Source organism: Klenkia marina (assembly GCF_900101025.1).
GTDB lineage: Bacteria > Actinomycetota > Actinomycetes > Mycobacteriales > Geodermatophilaceae > Klenkia > Klenkia marina.
The window spans coordinates 843,124-863,689 of record NZ_FMUH01000001.1 but is presented as its reverse complement, the minus strand read 5'-3'; the positions used below and the strand labels follow the sequence as shown (position 1 = coordinate 863,689).

The following is a 20,566-nucleotide window of genomic DNA, read 5'->3' as shown; positions in this document are numbered from 1 at the left end:
CCTCCGGCATGCCCGCGAGAGGAACCACCGTGACCGAGAACCAGACCGACGACCGGCCGCTGGCCGGCATCCGGGTGCTCGACCTGACCCGGGCGCTGGCCGGGCCCTACGCGACGCTGCTGCTGGCCGGCCTCGGCGCCGAGGTGATCAAGCTCGAGGACCCGGTCGGCGGCGACCTCGCCCGGGAGAACAGCCCCTACCTGGGCAAGGACGGCGTCACCGTCGGCCGGTCGGACCCCGACGACGTGTCCTTCTCCCACCTCACCCGCTCGCGCGGGAAGTCCGGCATCACGCTGGACCTCAAGCACGAGGCGGCCGGCGAGGTCTTCGCCGACCTGGTGCGCGGCTGCGACGTCGTGGTGGAGAACTTCACGGCCGGGACGGCGGCCCGGCTCGGCGTCGACCACGACACCGTGCGGGAGATCAACCCGCGGGTGGTCTACCTGTCGCTGAGCGGCTTCGGCCAGGACGCGCGGGCCGGCAGCAAGGCGATGGACGTGCTGGTCCAGGCACTGAGCGGGGTCATGTACACCAGCGGCGAGCCGGGTGAGCCGCCCGTGCGGCTGGGCATCCCGGTGGCCGACATGCTCGCCCCGGTGTTCGGCGTCATCGGCGTGCTGGCCGCGCTCGAGCGCCGGCACCGCACCGGCACCGGCGACTGGGTCGACGTCTCGATGCTCGGCGCGCTGACCTCGTTCGTCGCCATCGAGAACTGGGGCGCGATGGCGGCGGCCGGCATGGAGGCCCGCACCGGCCGCACCGTGCACCGGCTGTCGCCCTTCGGCGTCTTCGAGTGCAAGGACGGCTGGGTGGCGGTCGTCGCCGTCCACGACAAGCTCGCGACCGGGTTGTTCGCGGCGATGGGGGCCCCCGAGCTGGGCGCCGACCCCCGGTTCGCGACCCGCGACGCCCGGGTCGCGCACGCCGTCGAGCTCGAGGCCCGCATCGAGGACTGGTCGCGCACCTGCACCCTCGCCGAGGCGCTGGACGCGCTGGAGGCCCGCGGGGTGCCGGCTGCCCCGGTGCGCACGCCGGAGGAGGCCTTGACCGACCCCGACACGCTGCGCCGTCGCGAGTCGGTGCCCGTCGTCCACCCGGTGCACGGGCCCTCCGACCTGCACACCGCCGGCATCCCCATCACCTTCACCGAGGCCGCGACCGGGTTCGACGACGTGCTGCCGCTGCACCTGGGCGAGCACAACGAGCAGGTCTACCGCGACCTGCTCGGCTACGACGACGACCGGCTGCGCGAGCTCAGGGACCGCGGGGTCATCTGATGACCCCCTTCGACCGGTTGCTGGCCGCCTATGCCGGGCGACGCGACCCGGGCCCGGACGGCGGGGTGCTGCTGCTCGGCCCGGTGCCGGCGGCCCACCTCGTGCTGGACGCCGGCCTGCACCCGGTCGAGCTGGTCGCCGACGCCGCCGACCCCACCCCGCGCCTGGACGCCCTGGCCGGCGACGTCGCGCTGCCCCCGCGCGAGCGCTCGCTGGTCGAGCAGGTGCTCGCCCGCACCGGCACGGTCGCCGGGGTGCTGAGCACCGGGCGCACCCCCGCGGACGCCGGGCTGTTCGCCGTCCTGCGGGAACTCGGCCGGACGACGGGCACCCCGCTCCCGCCGCTGGCCCACCTCGACCTCCCGGGCCTGGACCGGGCGACGTCCGCGGCCTACCGCTCGGCCCGGGTCGCCGAGGTGCGCCGCTGGCTGGGCGGCCTGCCGGGCGCAGTGCCCGGGCCGCCGGACGTCGACCCGTCGGACGGCGCGCGTCCCGGGGGCGTGGTGGCCCGTCGCGACGCCCTCCTGGCCGAGTTGGTCGCCGAGCGTCGGTCGTCGGCCCCGCGACTGAGCGGCTGGGCCGCGGCCGTGGTGCGGCGAGCCGGCGCGGCCATGGGCCCGGCAGCCCACCTCGAGCTGCTGCAGGCACTGGTGGACGAGGGGTACGCCTCGGCGCCCACCCCGCTGCACCCCGACCGTCGGGTCGTGCTGGCCGGCAGCGCGCAGGACGACGCCGGCCTCGTCGCCGAAGTCGAGGCCGACGGGCTGGTGGTGCTCGACGCCACCGACGGCGCCGAGCTGGGTGTCGATGCCACCCGACCGGGGCGGCCCGACGGCGAGTTCGTCGACCAGCTCGTGCGGGAGGCCTGCGACTGCGGCGCCACCGTGCTGGTGCACGTGGCGCGCGCCGACGACGAGGTGGCCCGCTGGGACGCGGCAAGGCTCGCCGTCCTCGCCCCGTCCGACCTCGAGGTGGTGCTGCGCAGCCCCGTCCGGACGGCGCCGCAGCCCGGTCCGGCGTCCGCGCCGCGACCGGCGGGGGGTGCCCGCACGGGCCCGCCGGCACCGCGGTCGCGCAAGGTGCTGACGGTGGCGGAGAGCTACACGGCGTACCAGCGGGAGTGGTTCGCCGAGGTCACCGGCCGGGCGCGCGAGGGGGAGCCCTTCGCGGTGGTCGGCGCGGACTACCCGCACGAGCTGCTGCGCGCCCTCGACATCCCGTACGTCGTCACCCAGTGGTGGGCCTCGATCGTCGGGTCCAAGCGGATGACGCCGGGCAACCTGGCCGCGATGGCGGCCGCCGGCTACGCCCCGGACGTCGAGCCGTACAGCGCGCAGGGCCTGGCCAGCCACCTCGTCGGCGACGGCCCGTGGGGCGGCCTGCCCCGACCGGCGGTGCTCGGAGCCGCGCTGGGCACCCCGGTCACCCACCGGCTGTACTCGGCCTGGGCCCGCGAGACCGGGGCCCGCTACCTGCCGGTCGAGCGGACCGCGGAGTCGCGCGCGCGGGTGAGCCCCACCTGGTGGGCCGACCTGCCCGAGCACTGGGACGACGCCGTCGAGGCACCTCGCCTGGACCTGCTGCGCGCCGAGCTCGACGGCGTGGTGGCGGGGCTGGAGCAGGTCACCGGGCGTCGGCTGGACCACGACCGGCTGGCCGAGGTGCTGGAGCTGGCCAACGAGCAGGCCCGGGCCAACCGTGAGGCCCGTGACCTGCTGGCCGCCGCCCGCCCCGCGCCCGCCGGCGTGGTGGACACGATGCCGGCGACGATGGTGCCGCAGTGGCACCGCGGCACCGTGTGGGCCCGTGACGCCGCCCGTGCGCTGCGCGACGAGCTGGTCGACCGGGTCGCCGCCGGGCAGGGCGTGGTGGCCGAGGAACGGCTGCGCCTGATGTGGGTGGGCCGGGGCATGTGGGGTGACACCGGCCTGTACCAGCACCTGGAGGCCAGCCACGGCGCGGTCTTCGTCTGGTCGATGTACCTGGGGCTGGCCGCCGACGGCTACGAGCGTCGCTGCGCCCCCGGGCAGGACCCGCTGCGGGCGCTGGCCAGCCGGTTCGTGGTCATGGGTGACGAGCTGCGCATGCCCGGCTGGGCCGGTCCGTGGCACGTCGAGGAGGCCCGCCGGCACGGGGTGGACGCCGCGGTGGCGATCGCCGACGCCGACCCGTTCGTCGTCCGGGCGCTCGAGGACGCCGGCGTCCCGGTGCTGCGGCTGGGGCTGGACAACACGGCGCACGACGCCGGCGCGGTGGCCCGGGAGCGGCTGGAGGAGTTCGTCGACGGCCTGCTGGGGGCGCGCAGCGCGCGGTGAGCCTGTTCCGCGGGTGGTTCCTGGCCTACGTGGTGGGCGCCCTGGGCTCGGGGACCGGCATCTGGATGCTGCGGCTGGGGCAGACCCTGGCGCTGCTGCAGGTGCCGGGGGTGGCCGGGTGGAGCGTCGGGGTGCTGGCGGCCCTGCAGACCGTGCCGGTGGTGCTGCTCGCCCCGGTGCTGGGCGGGGTGGCCGACCGGGTGCCGCGCCTGGCGGTGCTGCTGGCCGGGCAGTCGGTGATGGCCGGGGTGGCGGTCACCGAGGTGGTCCGGGCGGTGGCGGGCACCCCCGTGCTGGCCCACTCGCTGGTGCTGGCCGGGGTCCTCGGGTGCGCCGCGGCCCTCGACCAGCCCGTGCGCACCTCGGCCGTGGCCGACCTCGTGCCTGTCGCCGACCTCCCGCGGGGGGTGGGCGCCGTCGTCCTCACGACCCAGCTGGGCCGGGTGCTGGGCCCGGCCGCCGGCGCGCTGCTGACCGCGGTGCGCGGCACGGCGGCGCTGTTCGCGGGGTGCGCGGCCCTGTTCCTCGCGTTCGCCGCCGTGCTGCTGCCACGCGCGCGGCGCCGGGTGGGGTCCGGACGACCGCGTACGGGCCCCGGCGCGTGGGCGGCGCTGCGTGCGGACCCGGCCCTGGTGCTCGTGCTCTGGTTCGTCGGCTGGGGCGGCCTGGTGGGGCCGAACCTCACGACGCTGGCCACGCTGACCGTGGTGGGCGAGTTCGGCGGCGACGCCCTCGCGGTGAGCGGCGCCGCGCTCGCCCTGGCCGTCGGTGCCGTCGGTGGTGCCCTGTGGACGACGGCCGGGCGGCGGACACCCATGCCGGGCACGGTCGGCGCCGGGGCGGTGGCGTGCGGGCTCGCGGCGGCGGCGTCCGGGGCGGCCCCGACCTTCCCGGTCTACCTGGGGGCGCTGGTGCTGTGCGGGGCGACGTCGGTGTTCATGGCCTCGCAGGGCAGCGCGCTGGTGCAGGTGCGGGTGCCCGACGAGGTGCGCGGGGCGGTGACCGGGGTGTTCACCGTGGCGCTGGTGGCCGGCGTCCCGCTGGGGGCACCGCTCATGGGGCTGGGGGCCGACGTCCTCGGTCCGCGGGTGACGGCTGCGGTGGCCGGCGGCCTGGTCGTGCTCGCCGCCGCAGCCGCCCTCGCCCGCCGCCGATGATTCCGCATGGTGGAAGTCGGGTTCTGTGGCCGTGGTGACGGGCCTCACGATGGACCGGTCACCGACGACGCCCCGGGAGGGACCCGCATGACCTCGATCGTCCGCAACCAGTGGTACGTCGCCGCCTACGGGCGCGAGATCGGCCGGGAGGTGTTCGGCCGGACCATCTGCGGCGAGTCGATCCTGTTCTGGCGGCGCGAGGACGGCTCGGTCACCGCGATGAGCGACCGCTGCGTGCACCGCCGCTTCCCGCTGAGCGAGAAGCCCTCCCACCTCGTCGGCGACACCGTCGTCTGCGGCTACCACGGCTTCACCTACGACGCCGACGGCAAGTGCGTCGCCGTCCCCGGGCAGACCCGGGTGCCGCGCACCGCCCGGCTCAAGAGCTACCCCGTGGTCGAGCAGGACAGCTTCGTCTGGGTGTTCATCGGCGACGACGACCGCAGCGACACCGTGCCGATCCCGCGCGCGCCGTGGCTGGACCAGGAGGGCTACACCACCGTCTCCGGCATGGAGCCGCTCGCCGCCCGGGCCAGCCTGCTGGTGGACAACCTCATGGACCTCTCCCACGAGACCTACCTGCACGGCGGCTACATCGGCACGCCCGAGGTGGCCAACACCCCGATCACCACCGAGGTCGACGAGGACGCCCAGGTCGTCTACGTCTCCCGGCACATGGACGACGCCGACTGCCCGCCCTTCTACGCCAAGTCCACCGGCATCCAGGGTCGCATCGTGCGCTGGCAGGACATCGAGTTCCACCCGCCGTGCCTCTACCTGCTGCACAGCCGCGTGGCCCCGGTCGGCGTGCTGCCGAACGAGGACGGCACCGACCCGAACGGCTTCCACGTCGAGGTGGTCTACGCCATCACGCCGGAGACCGAGCACTCCACGCACGACTTCTGGGCCGTCGCCCGCGACTTCGCCCTGGACGACGAGGGCGTCAGCGACTTCCTGCGCGAGAGCAACCGCACCGTGGTGCTGCAGGACGTCGTCGCCCTCGACGCCCTGGAGCGCGTGCTGGCCGGCGAGCCCGACGGCTACCAGGAGCTCTCGATCAACATCGACACCGGTGGGCTGGCCGCGCGCCGGATCATCGCCGCCCAGGCCGCCGCCGGCGCCGAGCAGGTGCCCGAGAGCCCCGCGGCGCTCGCTCGATGACCAGCCCGCTGCGCACCGTCCCGGCGGGGCCCACGGTCGCCCCCACCCGGGTGCTCTCCGGGGACCGGGTGACCCGGGTGGCCTGGCTGCCCGGCAGCGACCGCTTGATGGGGGAGTGCTCGTGCGGCGCCCGCGCCGAGGGCGGCGACCCGATCGGCATGTGGCAGTGGCTGCTGGCCCACCCCGACCACCCGGCGCAGGTGGCCGAGCCCGACGCCGCCGCGGCTGCGGTGCACGTGCCCCCGCCGCACCGGGTGGCCCGCCCCGAGCAGGCCGCCGGCCCGCGGACGCCGCTCCGGTGACCGCCGTCCAGTCCACGCCGACCGCCGCCGGCGAGCACGAGCTGCAGCTGACCGTGGCCCGCCGCACCGAGGGTGCCGAGGGCGTCGTCGTCCTTGAGCTGGCCGACCCCACCGGGGCGGAGCTGCCCGGCTGGACCCCCGGCGCGCACGTCGACCTCGTGCTCACCGAGGACCTGACCCGGCAGTACTCGCTGTGCGGCGACCCGGCCGACCGCGGTGTCTACCGCATCGGCGTGCTGCGTGAGCCCGAGGGCCGCGGCGGGTCCGCGCACGTGCACGACCACCTGCTCGAGGGCGCGGCGGTGCAGGTCCGCGGCCCGCGGAACAACTTCGAGCTGGTGCCCGCCGACCGGTACGTCTTCGTCGCCGGCGGCATCGGCATCACCCCGCTCCTGCCGATGGCGGCCGCCGCCCGCGCCGCGGGCACGCCCTACGAGCTGCACTACGGCGGGCGCAGCCGGCGGTCGATGGCCTTCCTCGAGGAGCTCGAGGGCACCCTGCACCCGCAGGACGAGGTGGGCCTGCTCGACCTCGACGCCATCCTCGGCGACCTGCCCGGGGGCACGCTGGTCTACTGCTGCGGCCCCGAACCACTGCTGGCCGCGGTCGAGCAGCGCGTGCCGGCCGGTCGGTTGCACGTGGAACGCTTCGCGCCCAAGGACGTCGGCGAACCCGTGCGCGCCGACTCCTTCGAGGTCGAGCTGTCGCTGAGCGGCAAGACCCTCACGGTGCCGCCGGACCGCAGCATCATGGCGGTGCTGCGCGAGAACGGCGTCGAGGTGCTCAGCTCCTGCGAGGAGGGCACCTGCGGCACCTGCGAGACCGGGGTGCTCGAGGGCGAGGTCGACCACCGCGACTCCCTGCTCACCCCCGACGAGCAGGCCGCCAACGACGTCATGTTCGTCTGCGTCTCGCGGGCGGCCTGCCCCAAGCTGGTGCTGGAGCTGTGACACTGCGCCGGTGAGGACGGCGAACGGCAAGCTGCTCGCCGTCCTCGACGCGTTCACCCGCCAGCGCCCGCGGCTGACCCTCTCGGAGATCGCCCGGGCGGTCGGCGTCCCGCTGTCGACCGCCCACCGGCTGGTCGGCGAGCTGGCCGCCTGGGGCGGCCTCGAGCGGGACGAGGACGGCGGCTACCGCGTCGGCCTGCGGGTCTGGGAGCTGGGTGCGCTGGCCCCGCGCGGGCTGGGCCTGCGCGAGGCGGCCCTGCCGTTCATGGAGGACCTGTACGAGGTCACCCACGAGAACGTGCAGCTGGGCGTGCGCGACGGCCACGAGGTGCTCTTCGTCGAGCGGTTCGCCGCCCGGGGCGCGGTGACCGTGCTGACCCAGGTGGGCGGTCGGTTCGCGCTGCCGCCCACCGGCGTCGGCCTGGTGCTGCTGGCGCACGCCCCGGCGCAGGTGCAGGAGGCGGTGCTGGCCGCGCCGCTGACCCGGCACACCCGGCAGACCGTCGTCGACCCCGGGCGGCTGCGCGGGGTGCTGGCCGAGGTGCGCCGCGCCGGGCACGCGATCAGCGACCGGCAGGTGACCGACGACGCGGTGTCGGTGGCCGCGCCGGTGTGGCAGCGGGGCACCGTGGTGGCGGCGCTGTCGATCGTGGTGCGGGGCGGGTCGCCGTCCGTCGTCCGTCCCTTCGTCCCGGGCGTGATGGCGGCGGCGCGGGGGATCAGCCGCTCGCTCGGGGACTGACCGCGACCGCGACGGCCACCCGCACGCGGTCCCGGCCGGCGTGCTTGGCCTCGTACAGCGCGCCGTCGGCCCGCGACAGCAGGGTGGACAGGTCCTCGGGCGCGGGCTGGCCCGGCCGGGCGTGCGCGACGCCGAAGCTCGCGGTCACCGGCAGGTCCCCGGTCAGCGGGGCCCAGGGCGCGCCGGCGAGGTCCACCCGCAGCGCCTCGACCCGGTCGACGACGTCCGCGGCGGTGAGCCCGACGAGCACCAGCAGGAACTCCTCGCCGCCCATCCGTGCGGCGAACCCGCCGGTCTCGGGGCCGCCGGTCGGCACGGCGTCGCGCAGCAGCTGGGCGGCCCGGCGGAGCACCTCGTCGCCGACCGCGTGCGACAGGGTGTCGTTGACCCGCTTGAAGTGGTCGAGGTCGACCAGCGCGACGTGCACGGCCGAGGGGCCACGCAGCAGCACGGGCAGCACCTCGTCGACGTGCCGCCGGTTGAACAGGCCGGTCAGCGGGTCGCGCAGCGACAGCTCCCGGTACTGACGGGTCTCGCGGCGCGCCTCGGCCGTGTCGTGCAGCGCGTGCAGGGTCTGGGCGCGCACCTCGCGGTCGACCGACTGCTGGCGCAGCAACGCCGCGGTGTAGGCCCGCTGGCCCTCGTAGGCCTGCTGCCACTCCCCGCGCGCTGCGTGCAGCCGGGCCTGCAGCTCGTCGACCCGCAGCCGCAGCCAGGTGAGCCCGCGGGCGTCGCAGCGCTGCCGCGCGTCGGCGAGGTGCTGCTGGGCCGGACCGAGCTTCCCCCGCACGAGGTCCACCTCGGCCGCGGTGAGCAGGAGCTCCGCACCGCCGTCGCCGGCTGTGGCCGCCTCGAGCGTGGCGGGGTCGAGACCGGCGGCGACCACGGCGGCGGCGTCCTCGGCCTGCCCGAGACCCAGCAGGACGCAGGCGACGGTGTCCCGCTCGCTCACGTCCAGCCCGGTGCCGTCCAGCCGCGCCTCCTCCTGGAGCGCCCGGACGTCGTCGCGGGCGCCCTCGAGGTCACCGAGCTCGAAGCGGGTGTACGCCCGGTTGTTGAACACCCGCATCACCCGGTGCCGGTCGTCGAGCTGCAGGGCGAGGTCGAGGGCGGCCGCGTAGGCGTCCTCGGTGGCGGGGTCCTGCAGCTGGGCCAGGGTGTCGGCCAGCCGGCTGCGGTGGTCGGCGAGCACGGCGGCCGGGGCGTCGTCGGGCAGCCCGTCGACCGCCCGGACGGCGTGCTCCAGGGCGAGCGACCGGTCGCCGATCTCCGACAGCGCCCCGGCGAGCACGAAGTGCGTGCGGGCCAGCAGCAGCCGGTGGCCGTGCTCCTCGGCCCACCGGCGCACCTCCTCGCCGACCTGGGCGCACTCGACGACGCCACCCGCGCGGCGACCGAGCTGGGCGCGCACCAGACGGGCCCGCTGCACGCGCAGCGCGCTCCCGCTCCGGGTGGCCCGGTCCAGGAGGACCTCGGCCCGGGCGAGCTGGGCCGGCAACGCGCCCACCCCGTACCGGGCCACCGCGGCCCACTGCTCGAGCTCGGAGAGGTCGGCGTCGAGGAGGCCCAGGCCGGTCACCGGGCGGGCCCGGTGCCCACCTGTGCCGGACCCACGACCCCCGGACCCACGACGCGGTCGCGGCCGGTGCGCTTGGCCTGGTAGAGGTTCACGTCTGCCCGGGCCAGCACCTCGGCGGCCCCGGGTGCGCCGCCGTCGGCGGCGACCCCGATGCTCACGGTGACCGGCAGGCCCTGGGTCAGCGCGACCCAGGGGTGCTCGGCCACCGACCGGCGGACGCCCTCGAGGCAGTCGGCCGCGGCGTCGCGGTCCAGGCCGGCGAGGACGAGCAGGAACTCCTCGCCGCCCATCCGCGCCGCGAAGCTGCCGGTCGGCGCCGCGTCGGCGGCGGCCTGCAGGATGCGGGCCACCTGCTGCAGCACGGCGTCGCCCACCTCGTGCGAGCACGTGTCGTTGACCTGCTTGAAGTGGTCGAGGTCCAGCAGCGCCACGGTCACCGGGTCGCCGTCGACCTCGCGGCGCAGCAGCAGGGCCGGTAGCCGCTCGTCGACGTGGCGGCGGTTGTACAGGCCGGTGAGGGCGTCGCGCAGCGCCAGCTCGCGGTAGCGGCGGCTCTGCCGGCGGGCCTCGGTGGTCTCGTACATCGCCTGCAGGGTGCGGGCCCGCGCCTCGCGCTGCTCCGACTGCTGCGCCAACGCCTCGGCGGCGTAGCGCACGTGCTCCTCGTAGGCGCCGCGGTGGTCCCCGGCGGCGGCCAGCAGGGCGGCGCGCTCGCGGCGGGCACGGGTGCGGATCGAGGTGAGCCCGTGCCGCTCGCAGCGCCGGATGCACTCGTCGAGGGCGGCGCCGGCCTCGGCGTGCTGCCCGCGCACCCGCTGCACCTCGGCGAGGGTGAGCAGGAAGTCCGCCCCGCCGTCGCCGGTCACCGACGCGTCGAGCACCTCGGGCTCCAGGCCCGGGCGCAGCGCCTGCTCGGCGTCGTCCCAGCGGCCCAGGCCGAGCAGCACCCGGCCCACGGTGTCGAGGGTGGCCAGGTCCAGCGGCAGGTCGTGCGCGTCGGACAGCTCGCGCAGGCGGCCGATCGCGGTCAGCGCCTCGTCGTGCTGGCCGGCCAGCGACGCGCAGTAGGCGCTGTTGTTCAGGATGGTGGCGGCGCGGTGCACGTCGTGGGCCTGCTCGGCCAGCGCCAGCACCTCGAGGTACAGCTCCTGCGCCCCCTGGTCGCGGCTGAGGCCCAGGCAGTCGGCCATGCGCTTGCGGTGGTCGATCTGCACCGGGGCCGGGGTGGACTCGTCGAGCAGGTCGACCGAGTGCACCGCGTGCTCCAGCGCCTGGGCGAGGTCGCCGAGCTCGTTGAACACCGCGGCCATCAGGTGGTGGGCCCGGGCCAGCACCATGCGGGCGTCGTTCTGCTCGGCCCACTGCAGCATCTCGCGGGCGGTGCGGCCGGCGTCGGCCAGGTGCCCGGCGCGGCGGCGGATGTCGGCGGAGACCAGGTCGGCCCGGCAGGCGAGGTCCTCGCGGCCCAGCAGGCGGGCGTCCCGGGCCACGGCCACGGCGGCCGGGGCGATGCGGGGGAGCTCGCTCTCGAAGCGGGCGTCGGCCTCCAGCTCGTCGAGCGCGGCGACGACGGCGGGCAGCGCGGGCTGCTCCACCGAGGTCAACGGTCCGACGTCCACGTCACCTCCATCGTCACCCGTGGCCCGGTTCCGAGCCGATCGCGCCCCAGATCACCCTTCCGGGTGGCCGGCGCGCACGGTTGCCGCCGCGCCGCAGCGGGCAGCATCCGGTGTGCCCTCTCTGCTCCGCCGCCGTCTCCACCACCTCGTGCGCCGGCTGGACGCCGACCGGTACCTGGTCATCCTGCTGCTCGGCTTCGGCGGGTCGATCGTGCTCACCCGGCTCTACCTCGAGCTGACCGGCTACCCGACCGTCGGGGGCGACACCCTGCACATCGCGCACGCCGTCTGGGGTGGCCTGCTGCTGTTCGTCGGTGGCCTGCTGCCGCTGGCCCTGGCCAACCGCTCGGCGCTGCTGGTCGCGGCGCTGGCCACCGGGGTCGGCGCCGGGCTGTTCGTCGACGAGATCGGCAAGTTCATCACCGTCGACAACGACTACTTCTTCGCCGCGGCCGCGCCGGTCGCCTACGCGGTGTTCGTGCTCACGCTGTGGGTCTGGTTCCGGGTGCGCGGGCGACGGGACCCCTCGCCGGCCTCCCAGCTGCACGCCGCTCTGGAGCTGCTCGGCGACGTCGTCGACCGCGACCTGACCCGGTCCGACCGGCGCGAGCTCGAGCGGCGGCTGGAGTCGGCCTGCGACGCCGAGCCCGAGCGGCTGCGGCGGCTGGCCGAGGACCTGCTGGAGCTCACCCGCAGCGGCGCGCTCGACGGCGGGGTGACGGCCCCCGGTCGGGTGCGCCGGCTGGTCACCCGGCTCGACCGCTGGACCGACCGGCACCTGTCCGGGGCCCGCCTGCGCCGGGTGACCGTCGGCGCGCTGGCCGTGCTGGGCGTGGTCGCCGTTGCGGACCTCGCCGTCGTCGGCTTCATCGGCCTGGACCTGCTCGACGGGACGACGACCTCCCTGGCCGACGCGGCCAACCGCTACGCCCGGGTGGGCATCCAGGACGGCCTCGGGACGACGCTGCTCCTGCTGCGGGTGGGCCTGGACGTCGTGGTCGGCGTGCTGCTGCTGGTCGGCGCCGTGCTGGTGGCCCGCGGGCGGGACCGCCGCGGCGTCGAGGTCGCGCAGGGCGGTCTGCTGCTGGCGCTGACGCTGGTCAACGTGCTGCTGTTCTACACCGACCAGTGGGTGGCCTCGGGTGCCGCCGCGACGGAGCTCGTCGTCCTCGGGCTGGTCTGGCGGTACCGCCGCGACGCCCTCGGCGAGGGCCCCGACGGGGAGGTGGACGACGACGCGGACGGCGACGCGGACGGCGCCGACGTGACGGGGGAGGTCAGCGAGCCGGCCGGACGAAGGCGTTGAGCTGGCTGGTGACCACCGCCGGGAAGGTCTCGAACGCGGCGGCCCGCTCGGGGGAGGCGTTGTAGACGGTCTCCACCTCGGTGAAGCGGGCCTCGTCACCGTCGAGCTCGACCGACCACACGAACGCGTCGTTGGCCTCGTCGACCCAGGCCTCCAGCACCCGGAACCCGTACTGCTCGCGCACCGGCACGATGGAGGGGAACCACGCGACGAAGTCGGCCATGCGGCCGGGCTCGACGGAGTAGCGGCGCAGCTGCACGGTGGTGGTCACGCCCGGGAGTCTGCCGGCTCAGGCGGGCGGACCGTAGAACTGCAGGTCGTTGCCCTCGGAGTCCTTGAACGGGGCCAGCCGGCCCCACGGGTGGTCGCTGATGCCGCCGGTGAACTCGACACCGGCACCCCGCAGCCGCTCGACCTCGGCGTCGATCCCGCCGTCGGGCTGGAACGTGATCACCGCGCCGCCGTCGGCGTGCTTCGCCGTCCCCTCGCGGGCGTTCAGGCCGATCATCAGGCCGTTCGCGTCGAACTCGCTCCACTCGTCGGTGACCTTGCCCTCCTCGAGCCCCAGGGTGTCGCGGTAGAACGCTCGGGCGCGCTCCATGTCGTCCACCGGGACCCACACACTCGCCACTCCGCTGGCCATGACGGCCTCCTCTCGTCGGGTCCGCAGGCCCTGCCCGTCCGGTGGGGGTGGCAACCGTCGGCGACACTGGGTGGCATGGCCGACCGCAGCTGGGGCTTCCGCACGCGTGCGCTGCACGCCGGTGGTCAGCCCGACCCGACGACCGGTGCCCGTGCGGTGCCGATCTACCAGACCACCAGCTACGTCTTCGAGGGCGCCGACGACGCCGCGGCGCTGTTCGCACTGCAGAAGTACGGCAACGTCTACAGCCGCATCGGCAACCCGACGGTGGCGGCGTTCGAGGAGCGCATGGCCTCGCTGGAGGGCGGGCTGGGGGCGGTGGCGGCGTCGTCCGGGCAGTCGGCGGAGTTCCTCACCTTCGCCGCGCTGGCCGGGGCCGGCGACGAGATCGTGGCCTCGGCGAACCTCTACGGCGGCACCATCACCCAGCTCGACGTGACGCTGCGCCGGTTCGGGGTGTCCACCACGTTCGTGCGCGGCACCGACCCGGCCGACTACGCCGCGGCCATCACCGACCGCACGAAGCTGCTCTTCGCCGAGGTGGTGGCCAACCCGGGCAGCGAGGTCAGCGACATCAGGGGCCTGGCCGAGGTGGCGCACGCCGCGGGCATCCCGCTGGTGGTCGACGCGACGACGGCGACGCCGTACCTGTGCCGGCCGATCGAGCACGGCGCGGACATCGTGATCCACTCGGCGACCAAGTTCATCGGCGGCCACGGGACGACGATCGGTGGCGTGGTGGTCGACGCCGGCACCTTCCCGTGGGCGAACGGGCGCTTCCCGCAGATGACCGAGCCGACGGCCTCCTACGGCGGGCTGTCGTGGTGGGGCAACTTCGCCGAGTACGGGTTCCTGACCAAGCTGCGCAGCGAGCAGCTGCGCGACATCGGGGCGTCGTTGTCGCCGCACAGCGCGTTCCTGCTGCTGCAGGGCGTGGAGACGCTGCCGCAGCGCATGCGCGAGCACGTGGCCAACGCCCGGCGGGTGGCCGAGTGGCTCGAGGCCGACGACCGGGTGGCTTGGGTGCGGTACTCGGGCCTGCCGTCGCACCCCTCGTACGAGCGCGCGCAGCGGTACCTGCCCGAGGGGCCCGGGGCGGTGTTCAGCTTCGGCGTCGTCGGCGGACGCGAGGGCGGACGCCGGTTCATCGAGGCGGTGCAGCTGTGCAGCCACCTGGCCAACATCGGCGACGCCCGCACGCTGGTCATCCACCCCGGCTCGACGACGCACGGCCAGCTGTCGGCCGAGCAGCTGGAGACCGGCGGGGTGTCGGCGGACCTGGTGCGCATCTCGGTGGGCCTGGAGGACGTCGAGGACATCCTCTGGGACCTCGACCAGGCCCTGACGGCGGCGACGAAGTGACCGGCCCGACCGCGGGGCAGCGGCAGGAGATCCTCGACCGCACCCGCACCGTGGCCGTCGTGGGCGCCTCGGACAACCCGTCGCGGGCGTCCTACTTCGTGGCCACCTACCTGCTGGCCAGCACCGACTACGAGGTCTGGTTCGTCAACCCGCGGGTGTCGGAGATCCTCGGCCGGCCGGTGTACCCGTCGCTGGACGCCCTGCCCGGCGTGCCCGACCTGGTCGACGTGTTCCGCAAGCCGGCCGACCTGCCCGGGGTGCTCGACGAGACGATCGCGGTGGGGGCGCGCACCTTCTGGCTGCAGCTGGGGCTGAGCGACGGCGCCCTGGCCGAGCGGGCGTTGGGAGCCGGGCTGGACGTCGTGATGGACCGCTGCCTGAAGATCGAGCACGCCCGCTTCCACGGCGGCCTGCACCTGGCCGGCTTCGACACCGGCGTCATCACCTCCCGCCGCCGCCCCCACCGCTGACCCACCCCGTAGGTGACGCCGCCCCAGCCGCCACCCCGTCCGGCCAGGCGTGCCGGGCGGTGGCCGGGCGTGGCGGGGAGGATGGGGGAGTGCCGCACACCTCGCCGACCGACGGGTGGACCACCTGCGCGCTGGGGCACCGGCACTGGGGGCTCGCGGGGGCCGCTGGGCTGCTGGTGCACCGTGCCGGTCCGACCGGCACCGAGGTGCTGCTGCAGCACCGGGTCGAGTGGAGCCACCACGGCGGTACCTGGGGCACCCCGGGCGGGGCGCTGCAGCCCGACGAGTCCGCGGTCGACGGCGCGCTGCGGGAGGCGGGCGAGGAGCTCGGCCTCACCGCGGCCGACCTCGTGCTGGGCGTGCAGTCGGTCGACGAGCACGGCGGGTGGAGCTACACGACCGTGCTGGCCGTCCCCGCGGGGCCGCTCGACCCCGCCGCGCTGCGGCTGAACCCCGAGAGCACCGCGGTGGCCTGGCTGGCCCTCGACCACCCCGGCGTGGAGCTCCACCCGGGGCTGGCGGCGAGCCTCCCGGGCCTGCGCGACCTCATCGGGTGAGCTCCCGGCCGTGCATGATCCCGGGGTGTCCGACCGCAACCGCGTGGCCCGCGTGCTCTGGGCGCTGCTCGCCCTCGTCGTCCTGGCGTCGGTGCTCACCGAGTTCGGGCGCACGCTGGCCGGTGTCGGCGAGGACCCCGAACCGCTGGGCACCCGGGTCGTGCGGTTCTGGAGCTACTTCACGATCCAGAGCAACGTGCTCACGTTCCTCGCCGTGCTGCCCCTGGTCCGCGACCCGCAGCACGACGGCCGGTGGTGGCGGCCGCTGCGGCTGACCGCGCTGCTGGGCATCGTCGTGACGGGGCTCGTGTACGCCGTGGTGCTGGCGCCGACCGACCACCCGGTCGGCCTGGGGGTGTGGACCAACGCGGGCCTGCACTACGTGGCCCCGGTCGCGGCCCTGCTGGGCTGGCTGGTGCTCGGCCCGCGGCCCCGGGTCACCTGGTCCACCGTGGGGTGGGCGATGGTCTGGCCGCTGGCGTGGATCGCGTACACGCTGGCCCACGGCGCGGTCAGCGGCTGGTACCCCTACCCGTTCCTGGACGTCGCGGCGCTGGGATACGCCACCGCGCTGCGCAACCTCGCGCTGGTCGCCGTCCTGGCGCTGGTGCTGCTGTCGGGCTTCCGCCTCCTGGACCGGCGCCTGCCGCGCACGGGGGTCATCCGGGCCGCGTAGCGGTCCCGTGCCGCGGCCCCGGGTGCACCGTCACCGCGGCGAACCGGTGGTCGCCGAAGGCCAGCCGGCGCACCTCGGGGTCGGTGCCGCCGACGTCGTCGAGGGCGAGCACGTGGTCGAACTGCACCCGGGGCGCCGCCGCCGGCCAGGTGCGCTCGGTGACCAGCCGGCGCCCGCCGGTGGCCAGGGGCGCGAGCGAGCCACCCAGGTTGAGGTCCCCGGCCACGACCACGGGACCGGGCAGCCCGGCGGCCCACGCGCGCACCCGGCGCAGCTGCCGCAGGGCGGTGGGTGCGGCGAAGGAGAGGTGGGTGGCGACGACGGTCAGCCCGTCGAGCTCGGCGGCGACGGCGGCGCGCGGTTCGTCGGGGAACCACCACAGCCTCCGCGCCCCGGTGCGGGGGTCGGGGGCCACCAGCGGGAGCTTGAGCGGACCGGGGGCCAGCCCGAGCACGTGCCAGCGGCGCACCGGCACCCGCGAGACCAGCGCGATGCCGTAGTGCGGGCCGCCGAGCCCGCCGTGGTCGAGCACTCCGGAGAGCGGCTGCCACGAGGCGAAGGGGTCGGGGGTGCCGGCGAGCGTGGGGGCGAACCGCCAGTCGACGGCGCCCAGCGCGTCCGCGACGACGGAGGGCTGGTGCACCCGGTGGGAGCGGGGCTGGTCGACGTCGACCTCCTGGACGGCGAGGACGTCGACGTCGAGCCCGTCCAGGCCGGCCGCGAGCCCGGCGGCGTCGACGGACGCACCGTCCGGGCACCGGCCGGAGGCGATGTTCAACGAGCCCACGCGCACCGGGACAGGGTGCAGGTTGTGCACGATCGCGGCACCCCGGGGTCGCGTAGCGTCCCGCCCGTGAGTGCACTGGACGGCGTCTCGGAGACCTTCGACCCCACGGCCTGGACGGCGGTCCCCGGCTTCGAGGGGCTGACCGACCTGACCTACCACCGCGCGGTGGACGCCGGTGTGGTGCGGGTGGCCTTCGACCGGCCCGAGGTGCGCAACGCGTTCCGGCCGCAGACGGTGGACCAGCTGCTGCAGGTCATGGAGCACGCACGGCTGGACACGACGGTCGGCTGCGTGCTGCTCACCGGCAACGGTCCGAGCCCCAAGGACGGCGGCTGGGCGTTCTGCTCGGGCGGTGACCAGCGGGTGCGCGGGAAGTACGGCTACGAGGCCGGTGCGGGGAGCTCGGGGCGGTTGCACGTCCTGGAGGTGCAGCGGCAGATCCGGTTCATGCCGAAGGTGGTCATCGCCGTCGTCCCGGGGTGGGCAGCCGGTGGCGGGCACAGCCTGCACGTGGTCAGCGACCTGACGCTGGCCAGTGCCGAGCACGCCCGGTTCAAGCAGACCGACGCCGACGTCGGCAGCTTCGACGGCGGCTACGGCTCGGCCTACCTCGCCCGGCAGGTGGGCCAGAAGTTCGCCCGCGAGATCTTCTTCCTCGGTGACGAGTACTCCGCGGCCGACGCGCACCGCATGGGCATGGTCAACGCCGCCGTCCCGCACGCCGAGCTGGAGGCCACCGCGCTCGAGTGGGGGCGCAGGATCGTGGCCAAGAGCCCGACCGCGCAGCGGATGCTCAAGTACTCGTTCAACCTCCCCGACGACGGTCTGGTCGGCCAGCAGCTGTTCGCCGGCGAGACCACGCGGCTGGCCTACATGGCCGAGGAGGCCGTCGAGGGCCGCGACTCGTTCCTGGAGAAGCGGACGGCGGACTTCTCCCGTTTCCCCTGGCACGTCTGAGGAGCGTGTGGTCACGCACCGTGCTCGGACGCGCCGGTGAGTCTCGACACACACTGGTTGGACGTCGTCGGTCGTTGTGGTGACTCCACTCGAACAGGCACCATGCGAGGGTGACCACCGACCTCTCCCCCCGCGCCGACGTCCGGTCCCCGGGGCGCCCGCTGAGCCCGGAGCTGTCCGAGCAGCTCGTCTCGGTGGCCGTCGACATCCTGGCCGACGAGGGCTGGGGCCGGCTCAACAGCGACCGCGTCGCCGCACGGGCCCGGGCCGGCAAGGCCGGCATCTACCGGCGCTGGCCCACGATGGCTGCCCTGGTGCGGCACGCCGTCAGCGGGTTCGACCTGGTCCCGCGGCCGGCCGACACCGGTTCGCTGCGCGGTGACCTGCTCGAGCTCGTGGCCCCCTTCGGTCGGCCGCTGGACCGCGAGGAGCGGGCGGTGGCCGGTCTGGTCGGGGCCGCCCGGCACGACGACGACCTGCGCGCCGGCCTCGACACCGCGGTGGTCGGGCCGCTGGGTGCCGTGGTCGAGGAGGTGCTCGACCGCGCCGAGCGCCGGGGCGAGGGCGTCTCGGCCACTAGCCGCCGGCTCCTCGGCCAGCTGCTGCTGGCCCTGTGGTGGGACCGCTACACCGCGTTCGCGGAGCCGCTGCCCGCCGACGAGCTCGCGGCGCTGGTCGACGGCGCGCTGCTGCCCGTGGTGGGTGCCTCCGGGCGCTGACCACCCGGACGGGCCCGCCGCGCGACGACGAGGTCGGGCGGCAGGTGCTTCTCGAGCTGGGCGACCCGGGCCAGCACCGAGCTGTCGGCGGGGTGGTCGGCGACCGCGCCCAGGCCGGCGATGACCCCGCTGAAGGTCAGCTGGCTGAGCTCGCGCATCTCGGCCCGCTCGGTCTCCACGCCCTGCTCGGCCACCTCGACCGAGGCCGAGCCCCACCCCCGCCGCCACTGCTCGGTGAGCACCACCCGCGCCGAGGTCACCAGCACGCCGCTGAGCAGGTCGGCCGGCACGCGCAGGCCGGGGAGGTCGCCCAGCTGCTCGACCCAGGTGGCGTGCAGCGCGTCGGACAGCTCGAACTCGGCGCGGCGCATCAGCTCGCGCTGCTGCAGCTGCAAGGTCTGGCTGGCCATGATCGTCTCGAGGTAGCAGGCGATCGCGGGGCGCCGCAGCAGCCGGGGTACCACCAGCACGTGGCTCTCCAGCCAGGCGTGCGCGGTGGCGACCGCACCGGTGCCCGGGCGCCGGGAGCGCACCGCCGCCGCGGCCCCGTGCGCCCACCAGTCGCGCCCGCTGAAGAAGAGCTCCTCCTTGGTGGCGAAGTGGTTGAACACCGTCTGGACGGCGACGTCGGCGGCCTCGGCCACGTCGGCGACGGTCACGGCGTCGAAGCCCCGGTCGGCGAACAACCGCTGCGCGGCGCGCCGCACCTCGACGCGGGTGCGCGCCTTCTTCCGCGCACGGCGGTCGGCGAGCTCCTGGGGCATGGGGGCAGCCTAGGTGTCGGGATCCGCCCTGTCAGGCGTCGTCCCCGGCCCAGTCCGCGGACACGGCCTGGGCCCAGGAGCGCACGAGGGTGGACAGGTCGACGACGTCGAGGTCGGCGGCGACGTCGGCCACGGTGGTGCGCCAGGCGGTCGGTGGGTGGTCGCGCACGGGTCGGCGGGCGCCCTCGCCGAGCGCGGCGCGCAGCCGCTGGACCGGCTCGCCGTCGGGGGAGTGCTGGGCGTCGTAGGCGACGCCGGCGAGGTCCAGCAGGGCGGCGGCGCGGAGGTCGCTGGGGGCCTCGTCGCGCAGGCCGCGCACGGTGACGTCGAAGAGCCGGGTGCACCCCGGCGAGGCCCCGGGGTGCCGCGCCTCGAGGCCGGGGGCGACCGCCAGCACGGCGCCGCAGCCCGGGCAACGGGACACCAGGGTGGGCGGGTGCGGCGGGGGTGGGGACCCGTCGGCGGGGCGGGCGGCAGGCACCCGCCGATCCTGCACCACGCGGGTGGTGCCCGCCGGGGTTGACCCCCGCCGCGCCCGGGCAGGTGAGGGCGATGGCTCCGAAGATCGCCGTCCTCGACGTCGACGGCACCCTCGTCGACTCCAACTACCACCACGCGCTGGCCTGGTACCGGGCGTTCCGGTCGCTGGGCGAGACGGTGCCGGTGTGGCGGCTGCACCGGCTGATCGGCATGGGCGGTGACCAGTTGGTGGCCGCGGTCGGCGGCGACGAGCTGGAGGAGCGGCTGGGCGACGCGGCCCGTGCCCGCTGGGAGGAGGAGGTGCAGCCGCTGCTCGGCGAGCTGTCCCCGCTGCCGGGGGCCCGTGACCTGCTGGTGGCCGTCCGCGAGCGCGGCCACCGCCTGGTGCTGGCCAGCTCGGGCAAGGCCGACCAGGTCGACCACTACCTGGACCTGCTCGACGTCCGTGACCTCGCCGAGGCCTGGACCACCAGCGACGACGTCGAGTCCTCCAAGCCCGCCCCCGACCTGCTGCTGACGGCGCTGCGCAAGCTGGGGGAGCCCGACGACGCGCCGGCGGTGGTGGTGGGCGACTCGGTCTACGACGTCGAGGCGGCGAAGCGGGCGGGGATGCCCGCGCTCGTCGTCCGGTCCGGCGGGTTCGGGGACGACGAGCTGCACGAGGCCGGCGCGGTCTCGCTCCACGACACCCCCGCCGACCTCGCCGCCGCCCTCGACGACACGCCGTTGCGCTGATCCGGGCC

General features: G+C 75.7%; 21 protein-coding genes and 1 pseudogene. 15 read left to right on the top strand and 7 right to left on the bottom strand.

Annotated features, from left to right (window positions below; translation table 11 throughout):
• Nucleotides 1-29 precede the first annotated feature (29 nt).
• The 7 genes and pseudogenes from BLP29_RS04260 (at nt 30) to BLP29_RS04230 (ending at nt 7,904) form a co-directional block, all read left to right on the top strand.
• A complete protein-coding gene (locus tag BLP29_RS04260) occupies nt 30-1,277 on the top strand; it encodes a CaiB/BaiF CoA transferase family protein (RefSeq protein WP_207798282.1) in 1,248 nt (415 codons plus the stop codon).
• Nucleotides 1,277-3,592, top strand: coding sequence for a 2-hydroxyacyl-CoA dehydratase family protein (locus tag BLP29_RS04255; RefSeq protein WP_092800026.1), 2,316 nt, complete (start codon nt 1,277-1,279; stop codon nt 3,590-3,592). The genes BLP29_RS04260 and BLP29_RS04255 overlap by 1 nt, the downstream gene beginning before the upstream one ends.
• A complete protein-coding gene (locus tag BLP29_RS04250) occupies nt 3,589-4,749 on the top strand; it encodes an MFS transporter (RefSeq protein WP_092800024.1) in 1,161 nt (386 codons plus the stop codon). The genes BLP29_RS04255 and BLP29_RS04250 overlap by 4 nt, the downstream gene beginning before the upstream one ends.
• Before the next feature lie 87 nt (nt 4,750-4,836).
• The gene (locus BLP29_RS04245) at nt 4,837-5,910 is read left to right on the top strand and encodes an aromatic ring-hydroxylating oxygenase subunit alpha (protein WP_092800022.1); all 1,074 of its coding nucleotides are present in this window, start codon (nt 4,837-4,839) and stop codon (nt 5,908-5,910) included.
• Entirely contained in the window at nt 5,907-6,212 is a 306-nt protein-coding gene (locus BLP29_RS20590; protein ID WP_133379025.1) for a hypothetical protein, read from the top strand. Before BLP29_RS04245 ends, BLP29_RS20590 begins: the two co-directional genes overlap by 4 nt.
• Nucleotides 6,176-7,162, top strand: a pseudogene (locus BLP29_RS04235) (PDR/VanB family oxidoreductase); the annotation flags it as partial. The gene BLP29_RS20590 and the pseudogene BLP29_RS04235, both read left to right, overlap by 37 nt.
• Before the next feature lie 10 nt (nt 7,163-7,172).
• Nucleotides 7,173-7,904: an IclR family transcriptional regulator gene (locus BLP29_RS04230; protein ID WP_092800018.1), complete on the top strand. Its 732-nt coding sequence runs from the start codon at nt 7,173-7,175 to the stop codon at nt 7,902-7,904.
• Here BLP29_RS04230 and BLP29_RS04225 read toward each other — a convergent pair.
• Nucleotides 7,882-9,483, bottom strand: coding sequence for a GGDEF domain-containing protein (locus tag BLP29_RS04225; protein ID WP_092800016.1), 1,602 nt, complete (start codon nt 9,481-9,483; stop codon nt 7,882-7,884). The two genes, BLP29_RS04230 and BLP29_RS04225, sit on opposite strands and share 23 nt — an antisense overlap.
• Entirely contained in the window at nt 9,480-11,102 is a 1,623-nt protein-coding gene (locus tag BLP29_RS04220; protein WP_092800014.1) for a tetratricopeptide repeat-containing diguanylate cyclase, read from the bottom strand. The genes BLP29_RS04225 and BLP29_RS04220 overlap by 4 nt, the downstream gene beginning before the upstream one ends.
• Before the next feature lie 112 nt (nt 11,103-11,214).
• On the opposite strand from BLP29_RS04220, the gene BLP29_RS04215 reads away from it, so the two are divergent.
• Nucleotides 11,215-12,408 carry a hypothetical protein gene (locus BLP29_RS04215; RefSeq protein WP_133379023.1) on the top strand — a complete coding sequence of 398 codons (1,194 nt, stop codon included), beginning with the start codon at nt 11,215-11,217 and terminating at the stop codon, nt 12,406-12,408.
• Here the strand turns inward: BLP29_RS04215 and BLP29_RS04210 are convergent.
• On the bottom strand, nt 12,380-12,679 hold the full coding sequence (locus BLP29_RS04210; RefSeq protein WP_092800010.1) for a hypothetical protein: 300 nt from the start codon (nt 12,677-12,679) through the stop codon (nt 12,380-12,382). The two genes, BLP29_RS04215 and BLP29_RS04210, sit on opposite strands and share 29 nt — an antisense overlap.
• Nucleotides 12,680-12,697: 18 nt before the next feature.
• The gene (locus BLP29_RS04205) at nt 12,698-13,051 is read right to left on the bottom strand and encodes a VOC family protein (RefSeq protein ID WP_165839270.1); all 354 of its coding nucleotides are present in this window, start codon (nt 13,049-13,051) and stop codon (nt 12,698-12,700) included.
• 75 nt (nt 13,052-13,126) lie between these two features.
• On the opposite strand from BLP29_RS04205, the gene BLP29_RS04200 reads away from it, so the two are divergent.
• From BLP29_RS04200 to BLP29_RS04185, 4 genes are all read left to right on the top strand, one after another.
• The gene (locus tag BLP29_RS04200; protein ID WP_092800006.1) at nt 13,127-14,413 is read left to right on the top strand and encodes an O-acetylhomoserine aminocarboxypropyltransferase/cysteine synthase family protein; all 1,287 of its coding nucleotides are present in this window, start codon (nt 13,127-13,129) and stop codon (nt 14,411-14,413) included.
• Entirely contained in the window at nt 14,410-14,883 is a 474-nt protein-coding gene (locus tag BLP29_RS04195; RefSeq protein WP_092800004.1) for a CoA-binding protein, read from the top strand. Before BLP29_RS04200 ends, BLP29_RS04195 begins: the two co-directional genes overlap by 4 nt.
• Nucleotides 14,884-14,972: 89 nt before the next feature.
• Nucleotides 14,973-15,440, top strand: a complete 468-nt coding sequence (locus BLP29_RS04190; protein WP_092800002.1) for an NUDIX domain-containing protein — start codon at nt 14,973-14,975, stop codon at nt 15,438-15,440.
• Between the two features lie 25 nt (nt 15,441-15,465).
• Entirely contained in the window at nt 15,466-16,116 is a 651-nt protein-coding gene (locus tag BLP29_RS04185) for a Pr6Pr family membrane protein (RefSeq protein ID WP_092800000.1), read from the top strand.
• Here BLP29_RS04185 and BLP29_RS04180 read toward each other — a convergent pair.
• Nucleotides 16,100-16,909, bottom strand: coding sequence for an endonuclease/exonuclease/phosphatase family protein (locus BLP29_RS04180; protein ID WP_092799998.1), 810 nt, complete (start codon nt 16,907-16,909; stop codon nt 16,100-16,102). The two genes, BLP29_RS04185 and BLP29_RS04180, sit on opposite strands and share 17 nt — an antisense overlap.
• Nucleotides 16,910-16,969: 60 nt before the next feature.
• On the opposite strand from BLP29_RS04180, the gene BLP29_RS04175 reads away from it, so the two are divergent.
• Both BLP29_RS04175 and BLP29_RS04170 read left to right on the top strand, forming a co-directional pair.
• Complete coding sequence (locus tag BLP29_RS04175; protein WP_092799996.1) at nt 16,970-17,860, top strand: 1,4-dihydroxy-2-naphthoyl-CoA synthase; 891 nt, start codon at nt 16,970-16,972, stop codon at nt 17,858-17,860.
• A 110-nt stretch (nt 17,861-17,970) separates the two neighbouring features.
• A complete protein-coding gene (locus tag BLP29_RS04170) occupies nt 17,971-18,579 on the top strand; it encodes a TetR-like C-terminal domain-containing protein (protein ID WP_092799994.1) in 609 nt (202 codons plus the stop codon).
• Here the strand turns inward: BLP29_RS04170 and BLP29_RS21200 are convergent.
• Together BLP29_RS21200 and BLP29_RS04160 are read right to left on the bottom strand one after the other, a co-directional pair.
• The gene (locus BLP29_RS21200) at nt 18,486-19,343 is read right to left on the bottom strand and encodes a TetR/AcrR family transcriptional regulator (RefSeq protein WP_092799992.1); all 858 of its coding nucleotides are present in this window, start codon (nt 19,341-19,343) and stop codon (nt 18,486-18,488) included. The two genes, BLP29_RS04170 and BLP29_RS21200, sit on opposite strands and share 94 nt — an antisense overlap.
• A 31-nt stretch (nt 19,344-19,374) precedes the next feature.
• Nucleotides 19,375-19,824, bottom strand: coding sequence for a DUF5946 family protein (locus BLP29_RS04160; RefSeq protein ID WP_133379021.1), 450 nt, complete (start codon nt 19,822-19,824; stop codon nt 19,375-19,377).
• 71 nt (nt 19,825-19,895) lie between these two features.
• Here BLP29_RS04160 and BLP29_RS04155 point away from each other — a divergent pair, with 71 nt between their 5' ends.
• Nucleotides 19,896-20,558 carry an HAD family hydrolase gene (locus BLP29_RS04155; RefSeq protein ID WP_092799988.1) on the top strand — a complete coding sequence of 221 codons (663 nt, stop codon included), beginning with the start codon at nt 19,896-19,898 and terminating at the stop codon, nt 20,556-20,558.
• Nucleotides 20,559-20,566 lie beyond the last annotated feature (8 nt).

What these genes read in the sequence shown, in the direction of transcription:
- BLP29_RS04255 (WP_092800026.1), top strand. Translation starts at nt 1,277, where the DNA reads ATGACCCCCTTCGACCGGTTGCTGGCCGCCTATGCCGGGCGACGCGAC.
- BLP29_RS04245 (WP_092800022.1), top strand. Translation starts at nt 4,837, where the DNA reads ATGACCTCGATCGTCCGCAACCAGTGGTACGTCGCCGCCTACGGGCGC.
- BLP29_RS20590 (WP_133379025.1), top strand. Translation starts at nt 5,907, where the DNA reads ATGACCAGCCCGCTGCGCACCGTCCCGGCGGGGCCCACGGTCGCCCCC.
- BLP29_RS04205 (WP_165839270.1), bottom strand. Translation starts at nt 13,051, where the DNA reads ATGGCCAGCGGAGTGGCGAGTGTGTGGGTCCCGGTGGACGACATGGAG.
- BLP29_RS04200 (WP_092800006.1), top strand. Translation starts at nt 13,127, where the DNA reads ATGGCCGACCGCAGCTGGGGCTTCCGCACGCGTGCGCTGCACGCCGGT.
- BLP29_RS21200 (WP_092799992.1), bottom strand. Translation starts at nt 19,343, where the DNA reads ATGCCCCAGGAGCTCGCCGACCGCCGTGCGCGGAAGAAGGCGCGCACC.
- BLP29_RS04155 (WP_092799988.1), top strand. Translation starts at nt 19,896, where the DNA reads ATGGCTCCGAAGATCGCCGTCCTCGACGTCGACGGCACCCTCGTCGAC.